We start from the raw sequence: 23780 nt of genomic DNA, 5'->3' as shown, positions 1-23780 counted from the left end.
CACTGTCGACCAACTTTTCAGAACTGGATTCCATGAGTGCCATCTCCGTCGGCCAAGCCGTCGTCCTAGGAGCCGTCGAGGGAGTGACCGAGTTCCTCCCCGTCTCCTCCACCGGCCACCTGAAGATCACCGAGGGGCTGATGGGCATCCCCGTCGACGACAACGCCGTCGTCGGGTTCTCGGCCGTCATCCAGGTCGGCGCGATCGCCGCCGTGCTCGTGTACTTCTTCAAGGACATCGTGCGGATCGTCTCCGCGTGGGGCCGCGGTCTGACCAACCGGGAGGAGCGCTACCACCACGACTACAAGTTCGCCTGGTGGGTCATCTACGCCACCATTCCGATCGTCGCCGTGGGTCTGGCCGCCAAGAAGCTCATCGAGGGGCCGCTCGCCTCGCTGTGGGTGGTCGCGGGCTCGCTGATCGTCGGCAGTGGCGTGATGTGGGTGGCCGACCAGATGGGCCGCCACAAGCGCGGCGAGGACGACACCTCGTTCAAGGACGCGATGCTGGTCGGCAGCTCCCAGATCCTCGCGCTGCTCTTCCCCGGCTTCTCGCGCTCCGGCGCCACGATGTCCACCGCGCTCATCCTCGACCTGGACCGGGTGGCCGCCACCCGCCTGTCGTTCTTCCTCGGCATCCCCGCGCTCACCGGCGCCGGCCTGTACGAACTGAAGGACGCCCTGGGCACGGGCGTGGGCGCGGCCCCGCTGGCCGTCGGCACGCTCGTCTCCTTCGTGGTCGCCTACGGCTCCATCGCCTGGCTGCTGAAGTTCGTCGCCAAGCACTCCTTCAACGCCTTCGTGATCTACCGGATCGTCGTCGGCGTGGGGCTCTTCGGCCTGCTCGCCACGGGTGTCCTCGACAGCTGAGCCACGTTGGCACGGTGCGGGGTGTGAAGCAGGTTTTCAGGCTTCACGCCCCGTGAATTTCTTTTTTCACCGCCCTTGACAGCTCCCTGTCGTCACCCGGAGTATCACTCCCGTGAACCTGTCAGACAGCCAGACAGGTGGTTCGATACCGCGGCGCGTCAGCGCCATGGAAGCGGTGCTCGGCCACCTCCGCGGCGCCATCGAGCGCGGCGAGTACGCGATCGGCGACAAGCTCCCCTCCGAGGCGGAGCTCTGCCGCACCCTCGAGGTCTCCCGGCCCGTCCTGCGCGAGGCCCTGCGTGCCCTGCAGACGATGGGCCTGACGGTCTCCAGGACCGGCAAGGGCACCTTCGTGGTCGCGAACGCCGTGGAGGACCCCACCTTCGGCGACTACGCGGCCAGCGACCTGCTGGAGGTGCGCCGGCACGTGGAGATCCCGGTCGCCGGGTACGCGGCGTTGCGCCGCACCTCGGAGAACCTCGACCACCTCGCCTACCTGCTGGACCGCATGGAGCGGGAGACGGACACCACCGCGTGGGTCGCGATGGACACCCTCTTCCACCTCGCCGTGGCCGAGGCCGCCCAGAACCCGGTCTTCCGCCGGGTCATCGAGGAGATCCGCGACGCACTGGCGCGTCAGTCGGCGTTCCTCAACGAGCTGGGCGGCCGGCGTGAGCAGTCCAACCGTGAGCACCGGGCCATCGTCGAGGCGCTGATCGACGGTTCCGAACACGACGCGGTGGAGGCCATGTCCCACCACCTCGACCGCGTCGAGACCACCCTCACCGACATCGTGCGCCCCGCGCGCGCGGACATCCCCACGGAAGGCGGACCCGAGGCGTGAGCGAGCAGCACCTCAAAGACGAGACGCGCCCATCGTCCGGACACACCGACGCCGGAGACGAGGGCTACAGCAAGTCCCTCAAGTCCCGCCACGTCAACATGATCGCCATCGGCGGCGCCATCGGCACCGGCCTCTTCCTCGGCGCCGGCGGCCGTCTCGCCGACGCCGGCCCGTCCCTGTTCATCGCGTACGCCGTCTGCGGCGTCTTCGCCTTCCTCGTCGTGCGCGCGCTCGGCGAACTCGTGCTGTACCGCCCGTCCTCCGGCGCCTTCGTGTCGTACGCCCGGGAGTTCCTCGGCGAGAAGGGCGCGTACACCGCGGGCTGGATGTACTTCCTGAACTGGGCGACCACCGGTATCGCCGACATCACCGCGGTGGCCACCTACACGCACTACTGGGGCATGTTCTCCGACATCCCGCAGTGGGTGATCGCGCTGATAGCCCTGGCCGTGGTCCTCACCGTGAACCTCATTTCGGTGAAGATCTTCGGCGAACTGGAGTTCTGGTTCGCCATCGTCAAGGTCAGCGCGCTGGTGATCTTCATGTGTATCGGCATCTTCCTGCTGGTCACCCAGCACCCGGTGGACGGCGCGACCCCGGGCCCGTCCCTGATCACCGACAACGGCGGCATCTTCCCCAACGGCCTGCTGCCCATGCTGCTGATCATCCAGGGCGTCGTCTTCGCGTACGCCTCCGTCGAACTGGTCGGCGTCGCGGCCGGTGAGACCGAGAACCCCGAGAAGATCATGCCGAAGGCGATCAACTCGATCATGTGGCGGGTGGGCCTGTTCTACGTCGGCTCGGTCGTCCTGCTGTCGATGCTGCTGCCCTGGAGCGCGTACACCGGCGGCGAGAGCCCCTTCGTCACCGTGCTGTCCAACGTCGGCATCCCGGCGGCGGGCGGCGTGATGAACCTCGTCGTGCTCACCGCGGCCATGTCCTCGCTCAACTCCGGCCTGTACTCCACCGGCCGCATCCTGCGCTCCATGGCCGTCAACGGCTCCGCGCCCGAGTTCACGGCGAGGATGAGCCGCAGCCAGGTCCCCTACGGCGGCATCCTGCTCACCAGCGGCATCTGCGTCCTCGGCGTCGGCCTCAACTTCGTGGTCCCCGCCGACGCGTTCGAGATCGTCCTGAACTTCGCCGCGATCGGCATCCTCGCCACCTGGGGCATGATCATGCTCTGTCACCTGCTCTTCTGGCGGAAGACCCAGAAGGGCGAACTGACCCGCCCCGGCTACCGACTGCCGGGCTCCCCCTGGACCGAACTCGTGACGATGGCCTTCCTCGCCTCCGTCCTGGTCCTCATGTACGCCGACGGCGGCGCCGGACGCACCACCGTGCTGTGCCTGCCGCTGATCGTCGCAGCGCTGGTCGCGGGCTGGTACGCCGTCCGTGGCCGCATCGCGCGCATCTCCTCCAAGGCCGACGCGTGACCCGCGTGCCGGTCCCCACCCACCCACCAGTGATCCAGGCAGTGATGTACAGCAGTTCCCTAGCGGACGCACCCGCGGTCCGTGAACCCCTCCACGCTCCCGTCGCCCACCTCATACGCGGCGGGGTGATCGAGGGCGTCCACTACGGTTCCGTCGTCGTCCTCGGCGCCGACGGCGAGGTCCACTTCCAGCTCGGCGACATCGAGGCCGCCTTCTACCCGCGCTCGGCGCTCAAGCCCGTCCAGGCCGTCGCCATGGTGCGGGCCGGGCTCCCGCTCGACGGCGACCTGCTCTCCCTCACCGCCGCCAGCCACTCCGGTGAGGAGCACCACCTCGCCGGTACCCGGCGGATCCTCGAGCTCGCCGGCGTCACCGAGGACGACCTGCGCAACGTCCCCGACCTGCCGTTCGACCCGGTCGTCCGGGACGCCTGGGTGCGGGACGGCCGTTTGCCCTCCCGACTCGCCCAGAACTGCTCCGGCAAGCACGCGGCCATGCTGTACACCTGCAAGCTCAACGGCTGGCCCCTGGAGAACTACCTCGACCCCGACCACCCGCTCCAGACGGCCATCGCGGAGATCGTCGAGGACCTCACCGGGCAGCACGTCGCCCAGGTGACCGTCGACGGCTGCGGCGCCCCGCTGTTCGCCGTCTCCCTGCACGGCCTCGCCCGTGCCGCCGCCCGTATCACCACCGCCGCCCCCGGCACCCCGGAGGCACGCGTGGCCGACGCGATGCGCGAGCACGCCGAGATGGCCTCCGGCTCCGGCCGTGACGTGGCCGCGCTGATGCGGGCCGTGCCCGGTCTGCTCGCCAAGGACGGTTTCGAGGGCGTCCAGGTCGCCGCCCTGCCCGACGGCCGAGCCATCGCCGTGAAGATCGCCGACGGCGCGAACCGGGCGCGCGTCCCGGTCGCCGCGGCGGCCCTGGCCCGGGCCGGTGTCGGCCCGGCGGTTCTCGCCGAGTTTGCCGGCGAGCCGCTGCTCGGGGGCGGTCGGCCGGTCGGCAGCGTCCGGCCGGTGCGTGCTCTCGATCCGCTCACGCAGCCCTCGCACACCCACGTCTGAGAGAAGGCCCGCACAGCCATGACCGCCGCAGCCACCCGCAGCGAGCACGACCTGCTCGGCGACCGTGACGTCCCCGCCGAGGCGTACTGGGGCATCCACACCCTGCGCGCCACGGAGAACTTCCCCATCACCGGCACCGCGATCTCCGCCTACCCGCACCTGATCGACGCCCTCGCCGCCGTCAAGGAGGCCGCCGCCCTCGCCAACGAGGAACTCGGGCTGCTGGAGCCCGGGAAGGCCGCCGCCATCGTCGCCGCCTGCCGCGAGATCCGCGACGGCGAGCTGCACGACCAGTTCGTCGTGGACGTGATCCAGGGCGGCGCGGGCACCTCGACCAACATGAACGCCAACGAGGTCGTCGCCAACCGGGCGCTGGAGCTGCTGGGCCACGAGAAGGGCCAGTACGCGCACCTGCACCCCAACGAGGACGTCAACCTCGGCCAGTCCACCAACGACGTCTACCCGACCGCTGTCAAGGTCGCGACGGTGTTCGCGGTGCGCGGCCTGCTCAAGGCCATGGCGGTACTCCAGGACGCCTTCGCCCGCAAGGCCGTCGAGTTCCGCGACGTACTGAAGATGGGCCGTACGCAGCTCCAGGACGCCGTGCCGATGACGCTCGGCCAGGAGTTCTCGACGTTCGCCGTCATGCTGGACGAGGACCGCAGCCGCCTCGCGGAGGCCGTCGAGCTGATCCACGAGATCAACCTGGGCGCCACCGCGATCGGCACGGGCCTCAACGCCCCCGCCGGATATGCCGAGTCGGCCCGCCGACACCTTGCCGAGATCACCGGACTGCCGCTGGTCACCGCCGCCAACCTCGTCGAGGCCACCCAGGACTGCGGCGCGTTCGTGCAGATGTCCGGCGTGCTCAAGCGGATCGCCGTCAAGCTCTCCAAGAGCTGCAACGACCTGCGCCTGCTGTCCTCCGGGCCGCGCGCGGGCCTCGGCGAGATCAACCTGCCGCCGGTGCAGGCCGGTTCGAGCATCATGCCCGGCAAGGTCAACCCGGTGATCCCCGAGGTCGTCAACCAGGTCGCCTTCGAGGTGATCGGCAACGACGTCACCATCACCATGGCCGCCGAGGCCGGACAGCTCCAGCTCAACGCCTTCGAGCCGATCATCCTGCACTCCCTGTCCGAGAGCATCACCCACCTGCGGACCGCCTGCCTGACCCTCGCCGAGCGCTGCGTGGTCGGCATCACCGCCAACACGGAGGTGCTGAGGGCGACCGTCGAGAACTCCATCGGGCTGGTCACCGCCCTCAACCCGCACATCGGGTACACGGCCGCCACCGACATCGCCAAGGAGGCCCTCGCCAGCGGCCGCGGAGTCGCCGAACTCGTCCTGGAGAAGGGCCTGCTGCCTGCCGAGCGGCTCGCCGCGCTGCTCCGGCCCGAGGTCGTCGCGGGCAGCGGCGCACCCCTGGCCTGACCAGCGGGGACGCACCAGGACCGGCCCGGAGGCAGAATAGTGATCATGACAACGTCGTCCCTCACGTTCCAGCCGGTCCTGGAGCGCATCGCCGACGAGATCGGACGGACCCCCGGCAGCGGCCGGCCCGCCGACTACATCCCGGCGCTCGCCGCCCGCGACCCGCGCAGCTTCGGCATGGCCGTCGCGGAGCTGGACGGCACGGTGTACGGCGTGGGGGACTGGCGCCGGCCGTTCTCCACGCAGTCCGTCACCAAGGTCTTCACCCTCGCCCTCGACCTGGCCCGCGAGGGCGACGCGCTGTGGGAGCACGTGGGCCGCGAGCCCTCCGGCAACCCGTTCAACTCCCTGGTGCAGCTGGAGTACGAGCACGGCATCCCGCGCAACCCGTTCATCAACGCCGGCGCGCTCGTCGTCACCGACCGCCTGCACACCCGTACCGGCGACGCGGCGGGAGAACTGCTCGCCTTCCTGCGCGCCGAGAGCGGCAACCCGGCCCTCGACTTCGACGAGGAGGTCGCCGCCTCCGAGTCCACCCACGGCGACCGCAACGCGGCCCTCGCGCACTTCATGGCGTCCTACGGCAACATCGACAACCCTGTGCCGGTCCTGCTGGACCAGTACTTCCGCCAGTGCTCCGTCACGGCCTCCTGCGCCGACCTGGCCCTCGCCACCGGCTTCCTGGCCCGCCACGGCATCCGAGCCGACGGCACCCGGCTGCTCACCCGCAGCCAGGCGAAACAGGTAAACGCGGTGATGCTGACCTGTGGCACCTACGACGCGGCGGGCGACTTCGCCTACCGTGTGGGCCTGCCCGGCAAGAGCGGGGTCGGCGGCGGGATCATCGCCGTCGTGCCGGGCCGGTGCACGCTGTGCGTGTGGAGTCCGGGCCTGGACGACCGAGGCAACTCGGTGGCGGGCGTCGCGGCCCTGGACCGCTTCACGACGCTGACCGGACTGTCGGTCTTCTGACTCAGGAGCCCTGGCTTCCGGTCAGAGCGACCGCCGCGACGAGGAGGAGGGCCAGACCGGCGAGGATCTGACCGAAGGCGGTGAAGTACGCCCGCCCTCTGCCCGCCGCCACCGCCGTTGCCAGCACGACGACGCCCACGGCGGCGACGTACACGCCGGACCTGGTCATGCTGACATCGGAGTTGTCGGCGCCGGTGTCGAAGAACGCGTACCCGGCCGCCTCCATGCCGGCGAGGGACGCCAAAAGTGCCGCCACGGCGTCCACGGCGAGCAGCACGAGGGCGAGGAACACGTCCGCCACCGGATGCAGGTGGTCGCGTCGCGGGGTGGGTGGTTCGGGTGCCGTCGTCATGGCACCAGCGTGCTTCCGGCGCGGCACGGCGTCCTGAGTACGGATACTCAACTCGGTGGCTGCGACGCGGGCATGACCGGACGGTTCGCCCGACGACCGGCTCGCGCTTCCGGCACCGCCGTGCGCGGCTCCTGGCTGCGGGCGACCGGCCCGGCCTCGAATCGGCCGGGCCCCTACCCGGCTCCCGGTACGTCCGACGGCACCGAGGGCACGCGCACCCGGCGGTCACACGCAGGCCGCCGCACGGAAGGCGGTGCGTCGCCTTCCGGCCATTCGGCGTTGACACGCTGACCGAGTGTTGGCCAAGGCTTTCCCCGTCGATCTCCGCCGCTGCCAGGCTCTGGGCCTGGCAGGTACCGCCGTCCTGGCGCTGGGCGGTGAGACAGCCGGCGCCCTGCCGGCCCGGGAACTGCCCGCCCCGTCCTCGGCCCAGGCGGCCCTCGGTCTGGTCGGCGTGTACTTCGGCGTCGTGCTGCTGATAGCGGCCTGGGTGCTGCTCGGGCGTCTCGTCCGCAGCGCCGATCCGCCGACCCCCCGCACCCTGCTGCTGGTCCTCGCGGTCTGGGCGGCCCCGCTGCTGATCGCGCCGCCGCTGTTCAGCCGGGACGTCTACAGCTACCTGGCCCAAGGGGCCATGGTGGACGCCCACATGGACGTCTACGCGCACGGGCCCGCCCAGCTCGGCGGTCCGCTCGCGGACGAGGTCGCCCCGTTGTGGCGGCACACCGCGGCCCCCTACGGCCCGGTGTTCCTCGGCGTAGCCTCCGTGCTGTCCGGCCTCACCCGGGGCCAACTCCCCGCCGGGCTCCTGGGCATGCGGCTGGTCGCCCTGTTCGGCGTGGCCCTGATGGCGGCCGCGCTGCCCCGCCTCGCCCGCCACAGCGGCGCCGATCCGGCCGCCGCCCTGTGGCTGGGCGCCCTCAACCCGCTCGTACTGCTGCACCTGGTCGCGGGCGCCCACAACGACGCGATCATGCTCGGTCTGCTGGGCCTCGGCCTGGTCGCGGCGCTCGGCGGGCGGCCGCTCCTGGGCACCGTCCTGATCACCCTCGCGGCCCTGGTCAAGGCGCCCGCGGTGCTCGGACTCGCCGTGGTGGTCGTCCTCCAGATCAGGGCGGGCCGCCGTCCGGCACGCGCCGTCCTGACGACGACGGCCGTCTCCGGCGCCACCACGGTCGCCGCGACGGCCGTCGCGGGCACGGGATACGGCTGGACAGGCGCCCTGGACACCCCGGTCTCCTCGCACAACTGGGCGCTGACCAGCCTGCTCGGCAGCGCCACCGGCGCCCTGCTGAAGCGGCTCGGCAGCGACCTGGCGCCCCTGGCCGTGCCTGCCTGGCACGCGTTCGGCCTCGCGCTGACCGGGGTCGTCGTCCTCGCCATATGGTGGCGGCTGCGCCCGCACCCCGTGTACGCGCTCGGCCTGAGCCTGGCCGCCGTGGCCGCCTGCGGCCCGGCGATCCGTCCCTGGTACGCCCTGTGGGGTCTGTTCCTGATAGCCGCCGCCGCGCCCAGCACCTCGGTACGGCACCGGGTGGCGGCCGTGACGGCGGTGCTGGCACTCGCCGTGCTGCCCAGCGGCGGCCCGGCGGACACCGGGCAGCTGGTGCTGGCCGTCTCCGGCGGCGCACTCGCGGTGGTCGTGCTGTGGCAGGCGCACCAGGCGGCGCACGCACCGGCCCTCGGACGGACGGCATGAGAGCGCCCCGCACCGACACCGCCCGGCTCCTCCTGGTCCTGGCCCTCGCCACCGCCGTGACCGTCTTCACCGCGACGGTCCCGCTGCTGCGCGGCTGGTTCGACCTGCGCGTCTACTACGGCGCCGTCGACACCTGGGTGCACCACGGCGGCCGGCTCTACGACTACCAGGTGCCCGGCACGACGTACGGCTTCACCTACCCGCCGTTCGCGGCCGTCGCGATGCTGCCGATGACCCTGTTCAGCCTGCACACCGCGATCGCTGTCGCCCTGCTGCTGAACCTGCTGGCGCTGGCGGTGACGCTGCGCATGCTCACCGGTCGTGCGTGGCGCCGCCACGGCTGGTACGGCTGCGCCCTCGCCCTCTGCGCGCTGGCCCTGTTCGAACCACTGCGCGACACCTTCAGTTTTGGCCAGGTGAACCTGCTCCTGCTGGCCCTCGTCCTCGCCGACGGTTGGCTGCTGGCCACCGGGCGGGGCCGCTGGGCGGGTGTGGGGATCGGCCTCGCGGCGGCCGTCAAGCTGACGCCCGCGCTGTTCATCGGCCTGCTGCTGGTGGCCCGCCGGTGGCGTGCCGCGGCGGTGGCGACGGCGGTCGCGGCCACGGCGACGGCACTGGCCGCCCGGGTGGCCCCGGACGCCTCGCGCTTCTACTGGACCCGGGCGATGTGGGACACGACGCGGGTGGGCCGTCTCGACTACGTCTCGAACCAGTCTTTGCAGGGGATTCTCGCCCGCGTGGGTGTGCAGGACCGCGTGGTCTGGGAGGCCGCGGTCCTGCTCGTCCTGGGCGTGTGGGTGTTCCGGTCCCGCCGGGCGGTGGCGGCGGGCGACTGGCAGGCGGCCTTCGCGCTCACCGGACTGACGGCCTGTCTGGTCAGCCCGATCACCTGGGTGCACCACCTGGTGTGGCTGCTGCCGTCCTTCGCGGTCCTCATCCGTACAGGGCACCCGCGCGTCGCGGGCGCCCTGTACGCGGTGTTGTGCAGCAGCGTGGTGTGGCTCTGGTTCGACGACTCCTCCGGCGTGGACGGCTTCCTCGGCAGCAACGCCTACGCGTGGATCACGCTGGGCCTGCTGCTGTGGCTGCCGGCCGGTCAGACCCGCGACGTACGGGCGCCCTTGGACCGCAGCGCCAGTGCCACCGCCCCCGCGCCGAGGCCCGCGGCTCCCGAGATCGCCCAGGTCTCCGGCCAGCCCGGCCCGCCCTCGGGAGCGACGGCCGCCGCGACCGGCAGCGCGACGGGGCCGGCCTGCGGCTTGGCCCGCAGCGCGTCCAGCGCCCCCACGGGATCGACCCGCCCGGCCGCCGCGAACCCCCAGTCGAGCAGCTCGCGCGCCTCCTCGTACACGGTGAGGCCGCCGTCGGCCTGAGGGTTCATCACCGTGACGACCAGGGTGCGCCCGCCCCTTTTCGCCGCGGCGACGAGCGTGTTGCCGGCGTTGCTGGTGTAGCCATTCTTGACGCCGATCAGTCCCGGGTAAGGCTCCACGCCGTCCTCGCCGGTCAGCAGCCGGTTGGTGTTCTCGATCCCGTACGACCAGCCGTCGCCGGCCGGGAACCTGGCCTCGACCGTGCGGCAGTACCGCGCGAACTCCGCGTTGCGCAGCCCTGCCCGCCCGAAGACGGCCAGGTCGTACGCGGACGACACCTGGCCCGGGGCGTCGTAGCCGTCGGGGGAGACGACATGTGTGTCGCGGGCGCCGAGGGCACGGGCCTTGGCCTGCATCAGGGTGGCCGTGGTGTGCCAGCCTCCGCTGAGCGCGGCCAGTACGTGCACGGCGTCGTTGCCGGAGTTGAGGAACACGCCGTGCCACAGGTCGGCGACCTGGTACGTATGTCCTTCGTCGACCCCGACCAGGCTGCTGCCCGGTCCGATGTCCGCCAGATCCTCCCCCTTCACCGTGTGCCGGATCCCCGCGGGCAGGATCGGCAGCACCGTCAGGGCGAACAGGGTCTTCAGGGTGCTGGCGGGTGGCAGTCTGCGGTGCGCGTCGTGCGCGGCGAGCACCGCGCCGCTGCGGGCGTCGGCCACCACCCAGGACAGCGCAGAGACGTCCGGGACCTCGGGCGCCCCAGTGCGGGGCCGGACCTGCGTGCCGGACCGTTGAAGCGGATCCGGCCGCACCGTCGCCGCCCGCGACGGCTCCGGCGCCCCGGGGTCCGCTCCGGCCTCGGCGGCCGCCGCGACGGGCGTGAGGGCGATGACGCCCGCCACACAGAGCGCGCAGGTCGACAGGGCAGTCCGGGATGAGAATCCGATTGTCATACCGCAAACGTAGGAACGGACCGGCCCGGGAGCGCGCTGCCAGGGCCGAACGCGGTGCGCGAGCACCCGGATGCCGCACGCGGGGGTGGCGGAGCGACGGCCGAGCCGCCCTGTGCCGGTGCCTCAGCCGGTGGGCAGCGTCGGCTGGATCCGCCGCAGGAACGTGGCGTTGTCGGGGGTCGCGCGCAGGTGTTCCAGGAGGGTCTCCAGGTTCGTGTGGCCATCGCGGGTCTGCAGGGCCCGGCGCAGGCCGCGTGTGGTCGTCAACTCGGCCGGGGAGAGGAGGAGTTCCTCGCGGCGGGTGCCGGAGGGGTTGATGTCGACGGCCGGGAACAGGCGGCGGTTCGCGAGTTCGCGGTCCAGGCGGATTTCCATGTTGCCCGTGCTCTTGAGTTCCTCGAAGAAGAGGTCGTCGGCGCGGGAGCCGGTCTCTACCAACGCCGTGGCGAGGATGGTGAGCGAGCCGCCCTCCTCGGCCAGGCGGGCGGCGCCGAAGAGCCGCTTGGGGCCGTGCAGCGCGGCCGCGTCGACGCCGCCGCTGAGGGTGCGGCCGCCGGCGGAGGCGGCGTTGTTGTGCGCCCGGCACAGACGGGTCAGTGAGTCGAGGAGGATGACGACGTCCTCGCCGGCCTCGACGAGCCGCTTGGCCCGCTCGACGACGAGCTCGGCGAGAGCGATGTGCTGCTTGGGCGTCCGGTCGAAGGTCGAGGCGTACACCTCGCCGCGCACGGAGCGCCGCATGTCGGTGACTTCCTCGGGGCGCTCGTCGAGCAGCACCACCATCAGGCGGCACTCCGGATGGTTTCCGGCGACGGCGGCGGCGATCTGCTGGAGCAGCACGGTCTTGCCGGTCTTGGGCGGGGCCACGATGAGCCCGCGCTGGCCCTTGCCGACGGGGGTGATCAGGTCGGCGACCCGGCCGGTGAGCCCGGAAGCGGGGTGTTCCAGCCGGAACCGCTCGCGCGGGTGCAGCGGTGTGAGGTCGTGGAAGCTCCGTCGGCCGCGCAGCTCTTCGGGCGTACGGCCGTTGACGCGCTCGACCTCGGTCAGTGCGCGCCGGTCGCCGCGCACGCCTTCGACGAGGTCGCCCTTGCGCAGGCCGTGCCGGCGGATCAGTGCGGGGGAGACCTGGGCGTCGTCGGACTTGGGCAGGCAGTTCGCGGCGCGCAGGTACCCCTTCCCGCCCGCGTCGATGTCGAGGACACCGGTGACGGTCCGGGCGGCGGGGGCCTGCTGCTGGAGAGGAGGGTGTTCGAGTGTGGTGGTCATGAGAGGCGGTCCTTTCGAGGACGGCAGGCATGAGACATGCGGAAGGAAGGGGAAGGGCCGCGAGGGGGGAGGCGGTCGTGCGCGTCTCCGGGCGGCGGGAACAGCACCTCGGGTAGGGCGAGAGCGCCTGCGACAGCAGAACCGATCTGCTCACGAGGTGATGCTGGGAAGCTGTCGCGCCGACCGGGAACCGGCGGGGCGGACCAGCGAAGTGGAGAGAAACGGCACCGGCGCCCACAACAGGGCGTACACAAGTGCTGACTGCAATGTACCACCCTGCGGGCGGTCGTGGCTGTGACCTACGCCTCATCGGCAGGCGTAGGTGTGGTCGGCGGGGTCGGTCGTGGTCAGTACCGAGCCCGTCTCCTTGAGCCCGCGCGCCTGCGCGCCTGAGCGGCAGACCGGCCATACCAGCCATACGAACGCCCGATGGCCCTTCGGCGACGCATTTCTTGTTCTGACCAAAGGCCCTCCCTACGCTGCCACCACCGCACTTCGGCGGCATGGGACAAGGGACTGCAGCAATCATGGGTCGACTGGCCGGGAAAATCGCCTTCATCAGTGGCACAGGAGCCGGAATCGGAAGGGCCGCGGCCCAGGTATTCGCGGCTGAGGGCGCAATTGTATTCGGCTGTGACATCGACGAGGACAGTGCGGCGGAAACCGTCGAACTCGTGGAAAAGGCCGGGGGAGTCATGCGCTCCCTCGCACCCGTGGACCTGTCCACCGAGACCGGCGCCCGGGAGTGGATCGAGGCCGGTATCGCCGCCTTCGGCGGGATCGACATCCTCTACAACAACGCCTCCGCGCTGCGGAACGGGCCGTTCGAGACCATGCCGGCCGAGGACTGGTACTTCACCATCAAGAACGAGCTCGACATCCCGTACTTCTGTACGCAGGCCGCCTGGCCGCACCTGATCGCGCGGGGCGGCGGCGCCGTCCTCAACGTCGCCTCCGTGGCCGCCGTACGTGGCGCCCCGTTCATGCCGATGGTGCCGCACGGCGCCGCCAAGGGCGGGGTCCTGGCGATGAGCAAGCACCTGTGCGCGGCCGGCGCCCCGCACCGCATCCGGGTCAACACCATCGCCCCCGGCATGACCCGCACCTCCGCCACCGCGCCCTTCCTGGACGACCCGAACGGTCCGAAGGCCCAGCTGGAGGCGCGGATCCCGGTCGGCCGGGTGGGCGAGCCGGAGGACATCGCGCGCGCCGCCGCCTTCCTGTGCTCGGACGAGGCGGCGTTCGTCAACGGCGCCAACCTCATGGTCGACGGCGGCGACAGCGCGATGGCGGGCTGAGCCGCCGTGACCACGCGACTCGACCATGTCGGCGTCAACGTACGCGACCTCGCCGCCCAGACCGCCTGGTACCAGGGCGCGTTCGGCCTGCGGACCGTCTTCGAGTTCCACCTCGACGGGCCCGGCCTGAGCGGCGTCGTCCTGGAGCACCCGCACGGCTGGCGCGTGGAACTCCTCGCCAGACCCGGCTCCGCCGCCGGACTGCGGGCGCCGGACCCGCTGACCGCCGCCCTCACCGAGGGCTACGGGCACTTCGCGGTCACCACCCCCGAACTCGACCCCGTGTACGCGGCCCTCGTGGCCCACGGAGCGGGCGAGGTCATGAAGCCCGGGCCCTCACCGGAACCCGGCGTGCGCATGGCCTGGGTCAGTGACCCCGAGGGAAATCTCATCGAACTCATAGAAAAAACGTCGAGCAGCACGCCGACCGGAAGCCAGAGTGAGGGCACGCACGATGACGCAATCGACTTCCCTGAAAAGACTCGACCTCGGAACGCTCATAGCCTGTTGCCTCGCCGTGGCGGCGGCACAGATGTGTATTACGGTGCCCTCACCCATCAACGGTGAAATCCAGGCCGCATTTGGCGCCTCGGGTTCCCAAGTGGCCTGGGTGACCTCCGCCTTCATTCTTCCCACCGCGATTCTCGAGCTGAATTTCGGCGTGGTGGGCGACCTCTTCGGCCGAAAGCGGCTGTTGGTCCTCGGCGGATTCGTCCTGGCCATCGGTGAGCTGCTGAACGCCACCTCCCAGAACATCACGATGCTGTGGATCGGCCAGGCCCTGGCCGGCGTCGGCGCCGCCGCGCTCTTCCCCAGCTCCCTCGCCGTGATCGCGGCCGCCACCCCCGAGGAGAAGGACCGTGCGAAGGCCGTGTCCACCTGGGCGCTGAGCATCTCCCTCGCCTCGGCCATCGGCCCGCTGTCCTCCGGCGTCCTCGCCACGGTCGCCGACTTCCGCTGGGCCTTCGTACCGCCGGTCGTCCTCGGCCTGGCGGTCGGCATCTCCTCCTGGATCCTGGTCACCGACTCCAAGGCCCCCGAGGGCCGCGCCCTGGACTGGCCCGGCCAGATCACCGTCGCCGTCGGCCTGACCGCGCTGCTGTGGGGCATCATCGAGGGCGGCGACCGCGGCTGGAGCAGCCCGGCGATCGTCGGCGCGCTGTCGCTGGCCGCGTTGGCCCTGATCGGCTTCGTCGTCGCCGAGAAGCGCGCCGCGTCGCCGATGTTCAACCTGGACCTGCTGAGGATCCCTTCGTTCGCCGCTGCCGCGGTCGTTGCCCTGACCGGAATGTTCGGCTTCATCGGCACTGCGTACTGCGTCTCGATCCGGCTCGGCGCGGTGATGCACCTCAGCGCCCTGCGCGCCGGCATGCCGTTCGTGATCCTGCAGCTGATCCCGCTCCTCCTGGCCCCCGTGCTGAGCAAGATGCTCACCCGCGTGGAGCCGCGCTGGCTACTGATGGGTGGTCTGCTGCCGATGGCCGCCGGTCAGTTCTGGATCGCCGCGCTGCCCATCACCACGACGTCGCTGGCCGCGTTCATCGGCCCGGTGCTGCTGCTCGGCGTCGGTTTCATCTGCGTGGTCTCCTCGCTCACCTCGGCCGCCGTGAACGCGGTGCCGATCGAGATGACCGGCATGGCCAGCGGCGCCACCAGCCTGGTGCGCGAGTTCGGCCAGGGCCTCGGCCCGGCGGTGATCAGCACGATCGCGATGAGTGCAGCCTCCTCCGCGCTGGTGGGCAAGCTCAGCGGCAAGGACGCCGGCATGGAGCACGCGGCCGGTCCGCTCGCCGTCGTCAACGCGGGCAGCGACAGCGCCAGGGCTGCGGCCCAGACCGCCCTGGGTCACGGTATGGCCCTCGGCGTGGTGATCTGTGGCTGTGCCTCCCTGCTCGGCGCGGTGGTCACCCTGCTGCTGGTCCGCAAGAACACGTCGCGCGCGGCGGTCGGCGCGGGCGAGCCGTCGGTGCAGGCGGCGTCGGCGTAACGGAGTACGGCACGAAGGAGAGGCCGGGGTGCTTGCCCCGGCCTCTTCCCATGTCAGCGGCTCGGTGCCGGTCCACCCGGTCCCACCACCGGCGTCCACTCCCGGATGCTGTGCACCCGGACGCCCTCCGTGCCGTAGTACGGATCGCCGCTCATGATCGCGTCCAGCGCCGGACGGTCCACGTCGAAGACGAGCACCGCGCCGCTGTCGTCCGCCCACGGACCGGCGGCGACGAGCCGGCCGTCGGCGTGCAGACGGGCCAGGTGGCGTCGGTGGGCGGGGCGCGCGGCGAGGCGTTCCGGGGCGTCGATGAAGGTGAGTTCGAGGATCAGCATGGCGGCGACGGTACGGTCGGGGCGTGAGCAGGTCTGTATCGGCTGATACACGCGAGCCCTGGCGGGCGTTGAGCGCCGTACCGCTGCTGGCGGCCCTCCCCGACGCTGCGGTGCGGCAGTTGTGGCGGGACTCCGTGCCCCGTGCGGTCCCCGCGGGCCAGGCGCTGCGCACCGAAGGCGATCCCGCCGCGCACCTGCTCCTCCTGCTGCGCGGCCGGGTGGCCGCCACCACCACGACCGGAGCGGGCCGAGTGGTCCGGTTCGGGGAGTGGGCGGCGCCCTGCGCCCTGGACAAGGTCGCCGTGATCGACGGCGGCGGACACACGGCCACCCTCACCGCGCTCACGCCCTGCGCCGTACGGAGCCTGCCGCGGGAGCGGTTCCTGGGTCTGGTCGACGACGTCGCCGCGGTCCGGGCCCATGTGCTGCTGGTGCTGGCCGGGGCCGCGCGGCGAGACCAGGAGCGGCTGGCCATGACGGCCACGCTGCCCGCCGAGGCCCGCCTGTCGGCCTGGCTGCTCCACCGGGCCGTCGGCGCGGCGGACGGCCGCGTCTTGCTGCCCGGCACACAGCAGGACCTCGCGGATCTGCTGGGCGTCACACGGGTGACCGTCAACCGAGCCCTGACCCGCCTGCGGCGCGACCGGCTGATCGAACTCCGGCGCGGCACCGTCGTCGTACTTGCCCCGGAACTGCTCGCACTGCGGGCCCGGGGCTGACGGTCCACGTCGGGAGATTCCGCCGGAGCAGGATGTCGATTCGTCCCGGCGCCGTTCGTCGGTGGGGTGTAGGAAGTCCATGAGGACCGGGAGGAACCATGAAGTACATGCTGCTGGTCTGCGGTGACGACACCGCCGACGCCTCCGGCATGGCGCCCGTCGAGCCCTGGGTCGAAGAGCACGGCGTCCGGCGCGCCGAGCGGCTGTACGGCCACCGGCTGCGGCTGCCCGCCGAGGCGGTCACCGTGCGCGTGCGCGACGGCGAGGTGCTGCGCACCGACGGTCCGTTCGCCGAGACGAAGGAGTACGTCGCCGGGTTCGACGTGGTGGACTGCGACAGCCTCGAGGAGGCCGTGGAGATCGCCGCCCGCCACCCCGTGGCGACGATCGGCGCGATGGAGGTGCGCGCGTTCTGGGACGGGATCACCGAGGACGCCGAGACGGGGATCCGCCGGATCGACGCGGAGCTGACCGAGGCCGCACGCGAGCGCGACATCGACCGGATGATGGCCTGCTACGCGCCGGACGTCGAGGTGTTCCACCTGGTGACCGGCGAGGAGCAGGCCGGGATCGGCGCCCTCCGCAAGGCCCTGGAAGGGTGGTTCTCGCCCCTGACCGGGCCCGTCCACCGCGAGGTCCTCGAACTGCGGGTGCGGCCGGGGGAGGGCAGTGCCTTCAGCCACGCGCTCGTCCGCATGCGCGGTACCCGCGTCACCGGCGAGCCGCTGGACCGCTTGGTGCGCGTGACCACCGGCTACCGTGACGCCGGGTTCCAGTGGCTGATCGCCCATGAGCACGTCTCGGTGCCGCCGGAGACGCCCGTCGCCGGGGAGCGGTCATGAAATACGTGCTGTTCATCTGCCCCCCGGTCGGCGGCGAGGAGCTCAGCCCCGCCGAGATCGCCGCCGATCCCCGCTTCACCTCGTACATCGACGAGGTGCACAGCCGTGACGTCGTGCGGGGCGGAGCGCGCCTGCGCCCGCACACCGACGCCACCACCGTGCGTGTGCAGGGCGACGAAGTGCTGCTCAGCGACGGCCCGTTCGCGGAGTCCAAGGAGTACATCGCGGGTTTCGACATCATCGAGGTCGACGACCTCGACGAGGCCGTCTCCCTCGCCTCCCGGCACCCCGCCGCACTGGGCGGCGGCTCGGTCGAGGTACGGCCGGTCTGGGAGTGAACGCCACGCACAGCGTCGAGGAGGCGGTCGCCGCCGCCTTCCGTGAGGAGTGGGGCCAGGTCGTCGCCACCCTGATCCGGCTCACCGGCGACTGGGACCTCGCCGAGGAGTGCGCCCAGGACGCCTTCGCCCAGGCCCTGGACCGGTGGCGGCGCGACGGAGTGCCGCGCCGCCCCGGCGCCTGGCTCACCACGACCGCCCGTAACCGCGCCCTGGACGTACTGCGCCGGGAGGCGGTGGGCGCGGAGAAGCTGCGGGAGGCGGCGATGCTCGCCCGGCCCGAGGAGCCGTACGACAACGACAGCGGCGTGCACGACGACCGGCTGCGGCTGATCTTCACCTGCTGCCACCCGGCGCTGGCCATCGAGGCGCGGGTCGCGCTGACCCTGCGCACCCTCGCGGGGCTGACCACACCGGAGATCGCCCGCGCCTTCCTCGTCCCCGAGGCCACCATGGCGCAGCGTCTCGTCCGCGCCAAACGGAAGATCCGCAACGCGGGCATCCCGTACCGGGTGCCGCCCGCGCATCTGCTGCCCGAGCGCACCACCGGCGTGCTCGGCGTGATCTACCTGCTGTTCAACGAGGGGTACGCCGCCACGTCCGGTGCCGGCCTCGTCCGCACCGACCTCTGCGCCGAGGCCATCCGCCTGGGCCGCCTGCTGGCCCGCCTCATGCCCGACGAACCGGAAGTGCTCGGCCTGCTCGCCCTCCTGCTGCTGCACGACGCCCGCCGGGCCACCCGGGTCGACGCGGCCGGGGAGCTGGTGACCCTGGAGGACCAGGACCGCACCGCCTGGGACCGCACCGAGATCGACGAGGGCGCCGCCCTCCTGGAGACCGTTCTGCGGCGCGGCCGCCCCGGCCCGTACCAGATCCAGGCCGCCATCGCGGCCTGCCACACCACCGCGGCCCGGGCCGAGGACACCGACTGGGCGGACATCGCCGCCCTGTACGGCGAACTCCGGCGCCATGTGCCCTCCGCCGTCGTACGGCTCAACCGGGCGGTCGCGGTGGGCATGGCCGAGGGCCCGGAAGCGGGCCTGGCCCTGGTGGCGGAGCTCGAGCAGGAGGGCGACCTGGCCGGCTACCACCTGCTCCCCGCCACCCGCGCGGACCTGCTGCGCCGCATGGGCCGCGCCGGGGAGGCCGCCGAGGCGTACGCCCGGGCGCTGGAGCTGGTCGAGAACGACGCCGAGCGGCGGTTTCTGGAAAAGCGGCTCGCGGAGTGTCGATCCGCGTAGGGGCCGTTCGTCGATGGGGTGAAAAGACCTCACGAGACGACACAGGAGTTCCCCATGACCACCACCGCCGTAGGACCGGCCGCACGCCTGCTCGCCACCGTCCTGCGCCGTCGGCAGCCGACGCGATGCACCTTCGACAGGCCGGTCGGCCGCGGGCCGGCCGTTCCGGACGTGTGGCTCGCCGGACTGCGGTTGGGAGGCTGACCGATGACCACGCCCGCTCCCGTGGCCGAGCGGGAGGCGGGCGTGGCCTCCGGCGTCAACACCGCGGCGTTCCAGATCGGCGGCGCCTTCGGGGTCGCCGTCGTCACGTCGGTCGCCCTGTCCTACACCCGCGGTGCCGACCGGCTCGCGGCACTGACGGCCGGTTACCGGGCCGGGTTCACGGCGTGCGTCGTCCTGGCGGTGGCCGGGCTCGCGTGCGCGCTGGTCCTGCTGCGCGCACGACGGCGCGGGCCGGAGGCGGACGTGCGGGACGAGGCACAGCCACCGCACGTGGTCCCGGCCGACCGCTGAAGCCTGCTCAGACCGCGCCGTCCAGCGCGTTCGTGATGGCCTTCACCCCGCCGTGCGCCGCATACCCGCCGTCGACGGTGATCTCCGCGCCGTTCACGTACGACGCCTCGTCGGACAGCAGGTAGACGACCAGCGGTGCCACCTCGTCGACGGTGCCGGCGCGGCCCTGGGGGGTCAGCGCGAGGTGGGCCTGGACGAACACCGGGTTCGCGGAGGCCATCAACGGGGTCTCGATGTACCCGGGGTGGACGACGTTCGTGCGGATGCCGCGCGGGGCCAGCTCCAGCGCGGCCACCTTCGACAGGCCCCGCAGCGCCCACTTGCTGGCCGTGTACGCGACCGCGTGGTGGGCCGTCAGGCCCGCGACCGAGCCCACGTTCACGATCGACGACCCGGTCGGCATCAGCGGGGCCAGGGCCTGGATGCCGAGCAGCGCCCCCGTGGTGTTCACGGCGAACGCCCGGTTCCAGTCGTCGAGTTCGACCTCGCCGAGCCGGGCCCGCATCGGGATGCCCGCGTTGTTCACCAGACCGTGCACAACCTCCAGGGAGGCCGCGAGGGCCGCCCAGTCCTGCGGCGACGACACGTCCAGGTGCCGGTAGGTCACGTCCAGGCCGTCGGCGCGCAGGGACGCCGCCAGCTTCTCGCCGGGCTCGTCCAGGACGTCGGTCGCGATCACCGTCGCGCCTTCCCGGGCGGCCGCCGCCACCTCCGCGGCTCCCTGGCCCTGCGCTGCTCCGGTGACGACGACGGTACGGCCCGCCAGACGCGTACGGCTCACGGCTCCTCCACTAAGTGCGGGATGTGTCACGTCCACGCTAGGAAGCCGCGGTCAGCTCCGGAAACGCGTGTTCGCCATGGCTGGCATCCGCGGCGGCGATCTCCTGTGGCACGGGTTCGTCCAGCGAGGCGCCCACCTTGCGCACGGTCTCGCGCAGCCAGCGGTGGGCCGGGTCGGCGTGCCGGTTGTGGTGCCAGTACATGGCCTCCACCAGCGGTACGTCCGGGAACGGCGTCGGTACGACGGCACAGCGCGCGAACCCCTCGTAGCGCCGGGCAAGGCGCTCGGGCACCAGGGCGACCAGGTCGGTGCCGCTCACCAGGAACGGCATCACGCTGAAGCCGGGCGTGCTGACCTGCACTCGCGGCGTGATGCCCAAGGTCTCCAGCTGGCGGTCGGCGGGCGTGAGCTTGCCGATGGCGCAGGCGGCGTGTGGCATCTCGGCCAGGTCTCGCAGGCCGAGCCGCCCGTCCACCAGGCGCGGGTTGTCCGGGTCGACCAGACACACGAACCGGTCGTGCATCACGGCCTCGCTGACTCCCGGCAGCTGATAGCCGAGGGGCACGATCATCAGGTCGTGGCAGCGCAGGTGCGTCTCGTTCTCCAGCTGCCCCTCCACGATGGGGTGGAAGTCGATACGGACTCCGGGTGCCTCCTCCGCGATGACCCGCAGCAGCGGCTCCACGAGCACCGTCATCACGTAGTCGGACATCACGACCGAGAAGCGCTGCCGGCTGCGCTGCGGATCGAAGTGCCGGGTCAGCGACAGTGCCTCCTCCGCCTTGTGCAGGGAGGCCTGGACGACCGGCAGCAGCCGCTCGGCGAGCGGGGTCAGCTCGTACTCGCGGCCCACCCGCACCAGCAGGTCGTCGTTGAAGTGGCGCCGCAGCCGGGCCAGCGAGCCGCTCATCGCGGACTGGCTGGTGGACAGGCGTACGCCCGCGTGCGTGACGTTCTTCTCCTCCAGGAGGGCTTCCAGCGCCACCAGAAGATTCAGGTCGATTGCTCCGAGACCCATGTGTGTTTCCTTCCGGCTGCGTCCTTGAAGCTCGGTGAAATCGGAGCGTAACGACGGGGTTCCCGCCGAGGAAGAGCCCCGGGCACAACTCACAGGGATCCGATAACAGCCATCGGATCCCTGGATGTGTGCAGGTCAGGCGGGCGGTGGCGCTACGGCCGCGGGGTCCGCCCCCGCTTGCGCGCCCGCGGAAGGTAGACGTCCGTGCGTCCGGGCACGACCCGGTTGGACAGGCTGCCCAGCCGTTCCACGGTCAGCGTCACCTCGTCCCCGGGCCGCAGCGGCGGCGGCGTACGCTCCCCGAGCCGCCCCCAGAACTCCGCCAGCGCCCCCCACCCGCAGGTGCCCGAGCCCAGGACGTCCCCGGGGCGCACCCAGGTGTCCCGGGCGGCGTAGGCGATCATCTCCTCGAAGGTCCAGGAGACGTTGGCGAGTGTGTCCCGGCCGATCAGCTCCCCGTTGAGGGTGACCGTCATCTCCAGGTCGAGGAAGCCGTCCGCGTCCCGCCGGTCCTCCACCTCGTCCGCGGTGACCAGGTACGGCCCGAGCGTGTTGGCGAAGTCCTTGCCCTTGGAGAAGCCCAGTCCGAGGTTCTTCTCCGGCTTCTGGAGATCGCGTGCCGACCAGTCGTTGAAGACGAGGTAGCCGACGATGTGCGCGTGCGCCTGCTCGGGCGTGAGGTCGCGGCCGGCGCGGCCGATCACCGCCCCGACCTCCAGCTCGAAGTCGAGCACCGAGCACCCGGCCGGGACCGGTACGTCGTCGTGGGCGCCGTAGGCCGCGTGCGGGTTGGTGAAGTAGAAGTTGGGCGCCCGGTACCACTCCTCGGGCACGTGCTCCAGCCCGTCGAGCGACTTCGACACGCCCTCGATGTGCGCCTCGAAGCCGACGAAGTCCCGGATGGACGGCGGCTTCAGCGGCGGCAACAGCCGTACCTGGTCCACCGTCAACTCGCTCGGCTCGCGCAGGGCTTCGATTCCGGCCGCGTGCAGCACGTCCTGCTCGATCAGCGTCAGGATGGTGACCCCCTCGGGCAGCGGATGGACGACTCCGTCCCGCACCACTGCGGCGCGCTCCACGCCCTCGTACTCGTATGTCGCGAAACGCATGTCTCACTGCTCCCAGTGGTTGGTGTTGGTGACGGTCCCGGCGCTCAGGTAGCCGGCGAACAGGCCCTTGGGGTCGCGTACGGCCCGGATCCCGTTCAGCCGCCGCCACTGCTCGTCGCCCATGAACCTCAACTGCCGTACGGTGAAGTCGGAGTCGCCCAGGTACTGGCCGGCGGTCACCGGTCGCATGGCGGCCATCGCCCCGTCCAGCCAGGCGCGCAGCTCCCCGTCGCGCTCCGGCTCGTCGTGGACGACGTATGTGGCGCAGTAGATCTCCGTCTGCAACGAGAAGGCCATGTCCGGCAGCCGGCGCAGCGGAGCCATGGAGAACCAGATGGTGAAGGTCTGCCGGGTGGGGTGCTCGGTGAACGCCTTGCGGATCGCCGGGACGACCTCCTCGGCCGTTCCGGTCAGCCAGGCGTTGTCGACGAGGTAGCGGTGGCCCTCGGGGTTGGCGGTGCGCTGCCCGTGGAGCTGCTCGGCGAGCGTGGTGGGCTGCGCCTCCACCCGGAACAGTGCGCGGTCCGCGTAGGGGTTGGCGTGCAGCGGGGCCAGCGCCTCGGCCGCCTGCTCCGGCGTGTCCGTCATCGACACGCCCGTGACCAGCAGCACCGGCGCGTCGAAGCCGGGCGGGGTCTGCGTCAGGGCGACGATCTCCACCAGGTCCGAGACCGTGTGGTGCATGCCGTGCAGCCAGGTCATGACCTCGTCGAAGAGGTCGAGCGGGTAGGCGTGGACGCTGTGCCCCAGGTGCTTCGGCAGCGGGCGGGTGCGCAGGTGGAAGCGGGTGACGACGCCGAAGAAACCGGGACCCGCGCCGCGCGCCGCCCAGAACAGGTCGCTGTTGGTCGTCTCGTCCGCGCGCACCAGCTCGCCGTCGGCGGTGACGACGTCGATCGCGACGATGTTCTCCGCCGCCCAGCCCCAGCCGCGCGCGTTCCAGCCCTGCCCGCCCTGGAGCAGGAAGCCGCCGATGCCGACGGACGGGCAGTGCCCGCCGTTGAAGAAGCGGCCGAACTCGCCGAGGTACGGGTTGAGCTCATCGCCGCCCTTGACGCTCGGGGTCGCCGTGACGATCCCGGACCCGGCATCGTAGGACATCTCATGGAAGCCGCCGAGGTCGATCAGCAGCGCGTCCCGGCGCACCGACCAGGCGGCCCAGCTGTGCCCGCCGGAGCGGACGGCGACCTGCCAGCCGCGCTCCAGGGCGAGCCGTACGCCTTCGACGACGTCCTGCTCGGTCACGGCCTTCAGCACGGCGGACGGCCTGCGGTCCGAGGGGCGGCGGGCATTGAAGACCCGGCCGAGACAGGCTTCCTCGAAGTCCTCGTCGCCGGGAAGGTGGAGGGTGCCGGAGAAACGGTTGCTGTTCATAGGCGTCGTCGTAC

Annotated in this window: 24 protein-coding genes and 1 pseudogene; 17 read left to right on the top strand and 8 right to left on the bottom strand. The window is 71.7% G+C overall.

Annotation, left to right across the window (positions count from 1 at the left end):
• Positions 1-32: 32 nt before the first annotated feature.
• From ABT114_RS10960 to ABT114_RS10935, 6 genes are all read left to right on the top strand, one after another.
• Entirely contained in the window at positions 33-869 is an 837-nt protein-coding gene (locus tag ABT114_RS10960) for an undecaprenyl-diphosphate phosphatase (RefSeq protein WP_351140948.1), read from the top strand.
• Positions 870-1035: 166 nt separating this feature from the next.
• Positions 1036-1713, top strand: a complete 678-nt coding sequence (locus ABT114_RS10955; protein ID WP_351141364.1) for a FadR/GntR family transcriptional regulator — start codon at positions 1036-1038, stop codon at positions 1711-1713.
• Positions 1710-3149 (top strand): amino acid permease, encoded by a 1440-nt coding sequence (locus tag ABT114_RS10950; protein WP_351140946.1) that lies wholly within the window; start codon positions 1710-1712, stop codon positions 3147-3149. Before ABT114_RS10955 ends, ABT114_RS10950 begins: the two co-directional genes overlap by 4 nt.
• Before the next feature lie 44 nt (positions 3150-3193).
• The gene (locus ABT114_RS10945; RefSeq protein ID WP_351140944.1) at positions 3194-4216 is read left to right on the top strand and encodes an asparaginase; all 1023 of its coding nucleotides are present in this window, start codon (positions 3194-3196) and stop codon (positions 4214-4216) included.
• A gap of 18 nt (positions 4217-4234) precedes the next feature.
• Complete coding sequence (gene aspA, locus ABT114_RS10940) at positions 4235-5647, top strand: aspartate ammonia-lyase (RefSeq protein WP_351140942.1); 1413 nt, start codon at positions 4235-4237, stop codon at positions 5645-5647.
• Positions 5648-5692: 45 nt separating this feature from the next.
• Positions 5693-6619, top strand: a complete 927-nt coding sequence (locus tag ABT114_RS10935; RefSeq protein ID WP_351140940.1) for a glutaminase — start codon at positions 5693-5695, stop codon at positions 6617-6619.
• A gap of 1 nt (position 6620) precedes the next feature.
• On the opposite strand, the gene ABT114_RS10930 is transcribed toward ABT114_RS10935, so the two are convergent.
• On the bottom strand, positions 6621-6971 hold the full coding sequence (locus ABT114_RS10930; RefSeq protein WP_351140938.1) for a DUF6234 family protein: 351 nt from the start codon (positions 6969-6971) through the stop codon (positions 6621-6623).
• 295 nt (positions 6972-7266) lie between these two features.
• Here ABT114_RS10930 and mptB point away from each other — a divergent pair, with 295 nt between their 5' ends.
• Together mptB and ABT114_RS10920 are read left to right on the top strand one after the other, a co-directional pair.
• Positions 7267-8670: a polyprenol phosphomannose-dependent alpha 1,6 mannosyltransferase MptB gene (gene mptB, locus ABT114_RS10925; protein WP_351140936.1), complete on the top strand. Its 1404-nt coding sequence runs from the start codon at positions 7267-7269 to the stop codon at positions 8668-8670.
• Positions 8667-10043, top strand: a complete 1377-nt coding sequence (locus ABT114_RS10920) for a glycosyltransferase 87 family protein (protein ID WP_351140934.1) — start codon at positions 8667-8669, stop codon at positions 10041-10043. Before mptB ends, ABT114_RS10920 begins: the two co-directional genes overlap by 4 nt.
• Positions 10044-10102: 59 nt before the next feature.
• On the opposite strand, the pseudogene ABT114_RS10915 reads toward ABT114_RS10920, so the two are convergent.
• Both ABT114_RS10915 and rho read right to left on the bottom strand, forming a co-directional pair.
• Positions 10103-10939: pseudogene (locus ABT114_RS10915) on the bottom strand (D-alanyl-D-alanine carboxypeptidase family protein); the annotation flags it as partial.
• Between the two features lie 123 nt (positions 10940-11062).
• On the bottom strand, positions 11063-12208 hold the full coding sequence (gene rho, locus ABT114_RS10910) for a transcription termination factor Rho (RefSeq protein ID WP_351140932.1): 1146 nt from the start codon (positions 12206-12208) through the stop codon (positions 11063-11065).
• 503 nt (positions 12209-12711) lie between these two features.
• On the opposite strand from rho, the gene ABT114_RS10905 reads away from it, so the two are divergent.
• The 3 genes from ABT114_RS10905 to ABT114_RS10895 are packed head-to-tail and all read left to right on the top strand — an operon-like array spanning position 12712 to position 15493.
• Complete coding sequence (locus tag ABT114_RS10905; RefSeq protein ID WP_351140930.1) at positions 12712-13506, top strand: SDR family NAD(P)-dependent oxidoreductase; 795 nt, start codon at positions 12712-12714, stop codon at positions 13504-13506.
• A 6-nt stretch (positions 13507-13512) separates the two neighbouring features.
• A complete protein-coding gene (locus ABT114_RS10900; RefSeq protein ID WP_351140928.1) occupies positions 13513-14073 on the top strand; it encodes a VOC family protein in 561 nt (186 codons plus the stop codon).
• Complete coding sequence (locus ABT114_RS10895) at positions 13961-15493, top strand: MFS transporter (protein WP_351140926.1); 1533 nt, start codon at positions 13961-13963, stop codon at positions 15491-15493. Before ABT114_RS10900 ends, ABT114_RS10895 begins: the two co-directional genes overlap by 113 nt.
• Before the next feature lie 53 nt (positions 15494-15546).
• Here the strand turns inward: ABT114_RS10895 and ABT114_RS10890 are convergent, their stop codons facing one another.
• The gene (locus tag ABT114_RS10890; protein WP_351140924.1) at positions 15547-15828 is read right to left on the bottom strand and encodes a YciI family protein; all 282 of its coding nucleotides are present in this window, start codon (positions 15826-15828) and stop codon (positions 15547-15549) included.
• A 23-nt stretch (positions 15829-15851) separates the two neighbouring features.
• On the opposite strand from ABT114_RS10890, the gene ABT114_RS10885 reads away from it, so the two are divergent.
• The 6 genes from ABT114_RS10885 to ABT114_RS10860 all read left to right on the top strand — a co-directional run bounded on the left by ABT114_RS10885 (position 15852) and on the right by ABT114_RS10860 (position 19484).
• On the top strand, positions 15852-16547 hold the full coding sequence (locus ABT114_RS10885) for a Crp/Fnr family transcriptional regulator (protein ID WP_351140922.1): 696 nt from the start codon (positions 15852-15854) through the stop codon (positions 16545-16547).
• Positions 16548-16645: 98 nt separating this feature from the next.
• A complete protein-coding gene (locus ABT114_RS10880) occupies positions 16646-17389 on the top strand; it encodes a nuclear transport factor 2 family protein (RefSeq protein ID WP_351140920.1) in 744 nt (247 codons plus the stop codon).
• Positions 17386-17727 carry a YciI family protein gene (locus ABT114_RS10875; RefSeq protein ID WP_351140918.1) on the top strand — a complete coding sequence of 114 codons (342 nt, stop codon included), beginning with the start codon at positions 17386-17388 and terminating at the stop codon, positions 17725-17727. Before ABT114_RS10880 ends, ABT114_RS10875 begins: the two co-directional genes overlap by 4 nt.
• Positions 17724-18968, top strand: a complete 1245-nt coding sequence (locus tag ABT114_RS10870) for an RNA polymerase sigma factor (RefSeq protein ID WP_351140916.1) — start codon at positions 17724-17726, stop codon at positions 18966-18968. The genes ABT114_RS10875 and ABT114_RS10870 overlap by 4 nt, the downstream gene beginning before the upstream one ends.
• Positions 18969-19022: 54 nt before the next feature.
• On the top strand, positions 19023-19172 hold the full coding sequence (locus tag ABT114_RS10865; RefSeq protein ID WP_351140914.1) for a hypothetical protein: 150 nt from the start codon (positions 19023-19025) through the stop codon (positions 19170-19172).
• Positions 19173-19175: 3 nt separating this feature from the next.
• Positions 19176-19484 carry a hypothetical protein gene (locus tag ABT114_RS10860; protein ID WP_351140913.1) on the top strand — a complete coding sequence of 103 codons (309 nt, stop codon included), beginning with the start codon at positions 19176-19178 and terminating at the stop codon, positions 19482-19484.
• Positions 19485-19491: 7 nt separating this feature from the next.
• On the opposite strand, the gene ABT114_RS10855 is transcribed toward ABT114_RS10860, so the two are convergent.
• The 4 genes from ABT114_RS10855 to ABT114_RS10840 all read right to left on the bottom strand — a co-directional run bounded on the left by ABT114_RS10855 (position 19492) and on the right by ABT114_RS10840 (position 23766).
• Positions 19492-20265 carry an SDR family NAD(P)-dependent oxidoreductase gene (locus tag ABT114_RS10855; RefSeq protein WP_351140911.1) on the bottom strand — a complete coding sequence of 258 codons (774 nt, stop codon included), beginning with the start codon at positions 20263-20265 and terminating at the stop codon, positions 19492-19494.
• A gap of 37 nt (positions 20266-20302) precedes the next feature.
• Complete coding sequence (locus tag ABT114_RS10850) at positions 20303-21283, bottom strand: LysR family transcriptional regulator (protein ID WP_351140909.1); 981 nt, start codon at positions 21281-21283, stop codon at positions 20303-20305.
• A 152-nt stretch (positions 21284-21435) separates the two neighbouring features.
• A complete protein-coding gene (locus ABT114_RS10845) occupies positions 21436-22392 on the bottom strand; it encodes a fumarylacetoacetate hydrolase family protein (protein WP_351140907.1) in 957 nt (318 codons plus the stop codon).
• Positions 22393-22395: 3 nt separating this feature from the next.
• Entirely contained in the window at positions 22396-23766 is a 1371-nt protein-coding gene (locus tag ABT114_RS10840) for an FAD-binding oxidoreductase (RefSeq protein WP_351140905.1), read from the bottom strand.
• Positions 23767-23780 lie beyond the last annotated feature (14 nt).

This window comes from Streptomyces sp. NPDC002088 (assembly GCF_040296605.1).
GTDB lineage: Bacteria > Actinomycetota > Actinomycetes > Streptomycetales > Streptomycetaceae > Streptomyces.
The sequence above is the reverse complement of the archived record's forward strand: the minus strand, read 5'-3'. Positions and strand labels throughout refer to the sequence as shown.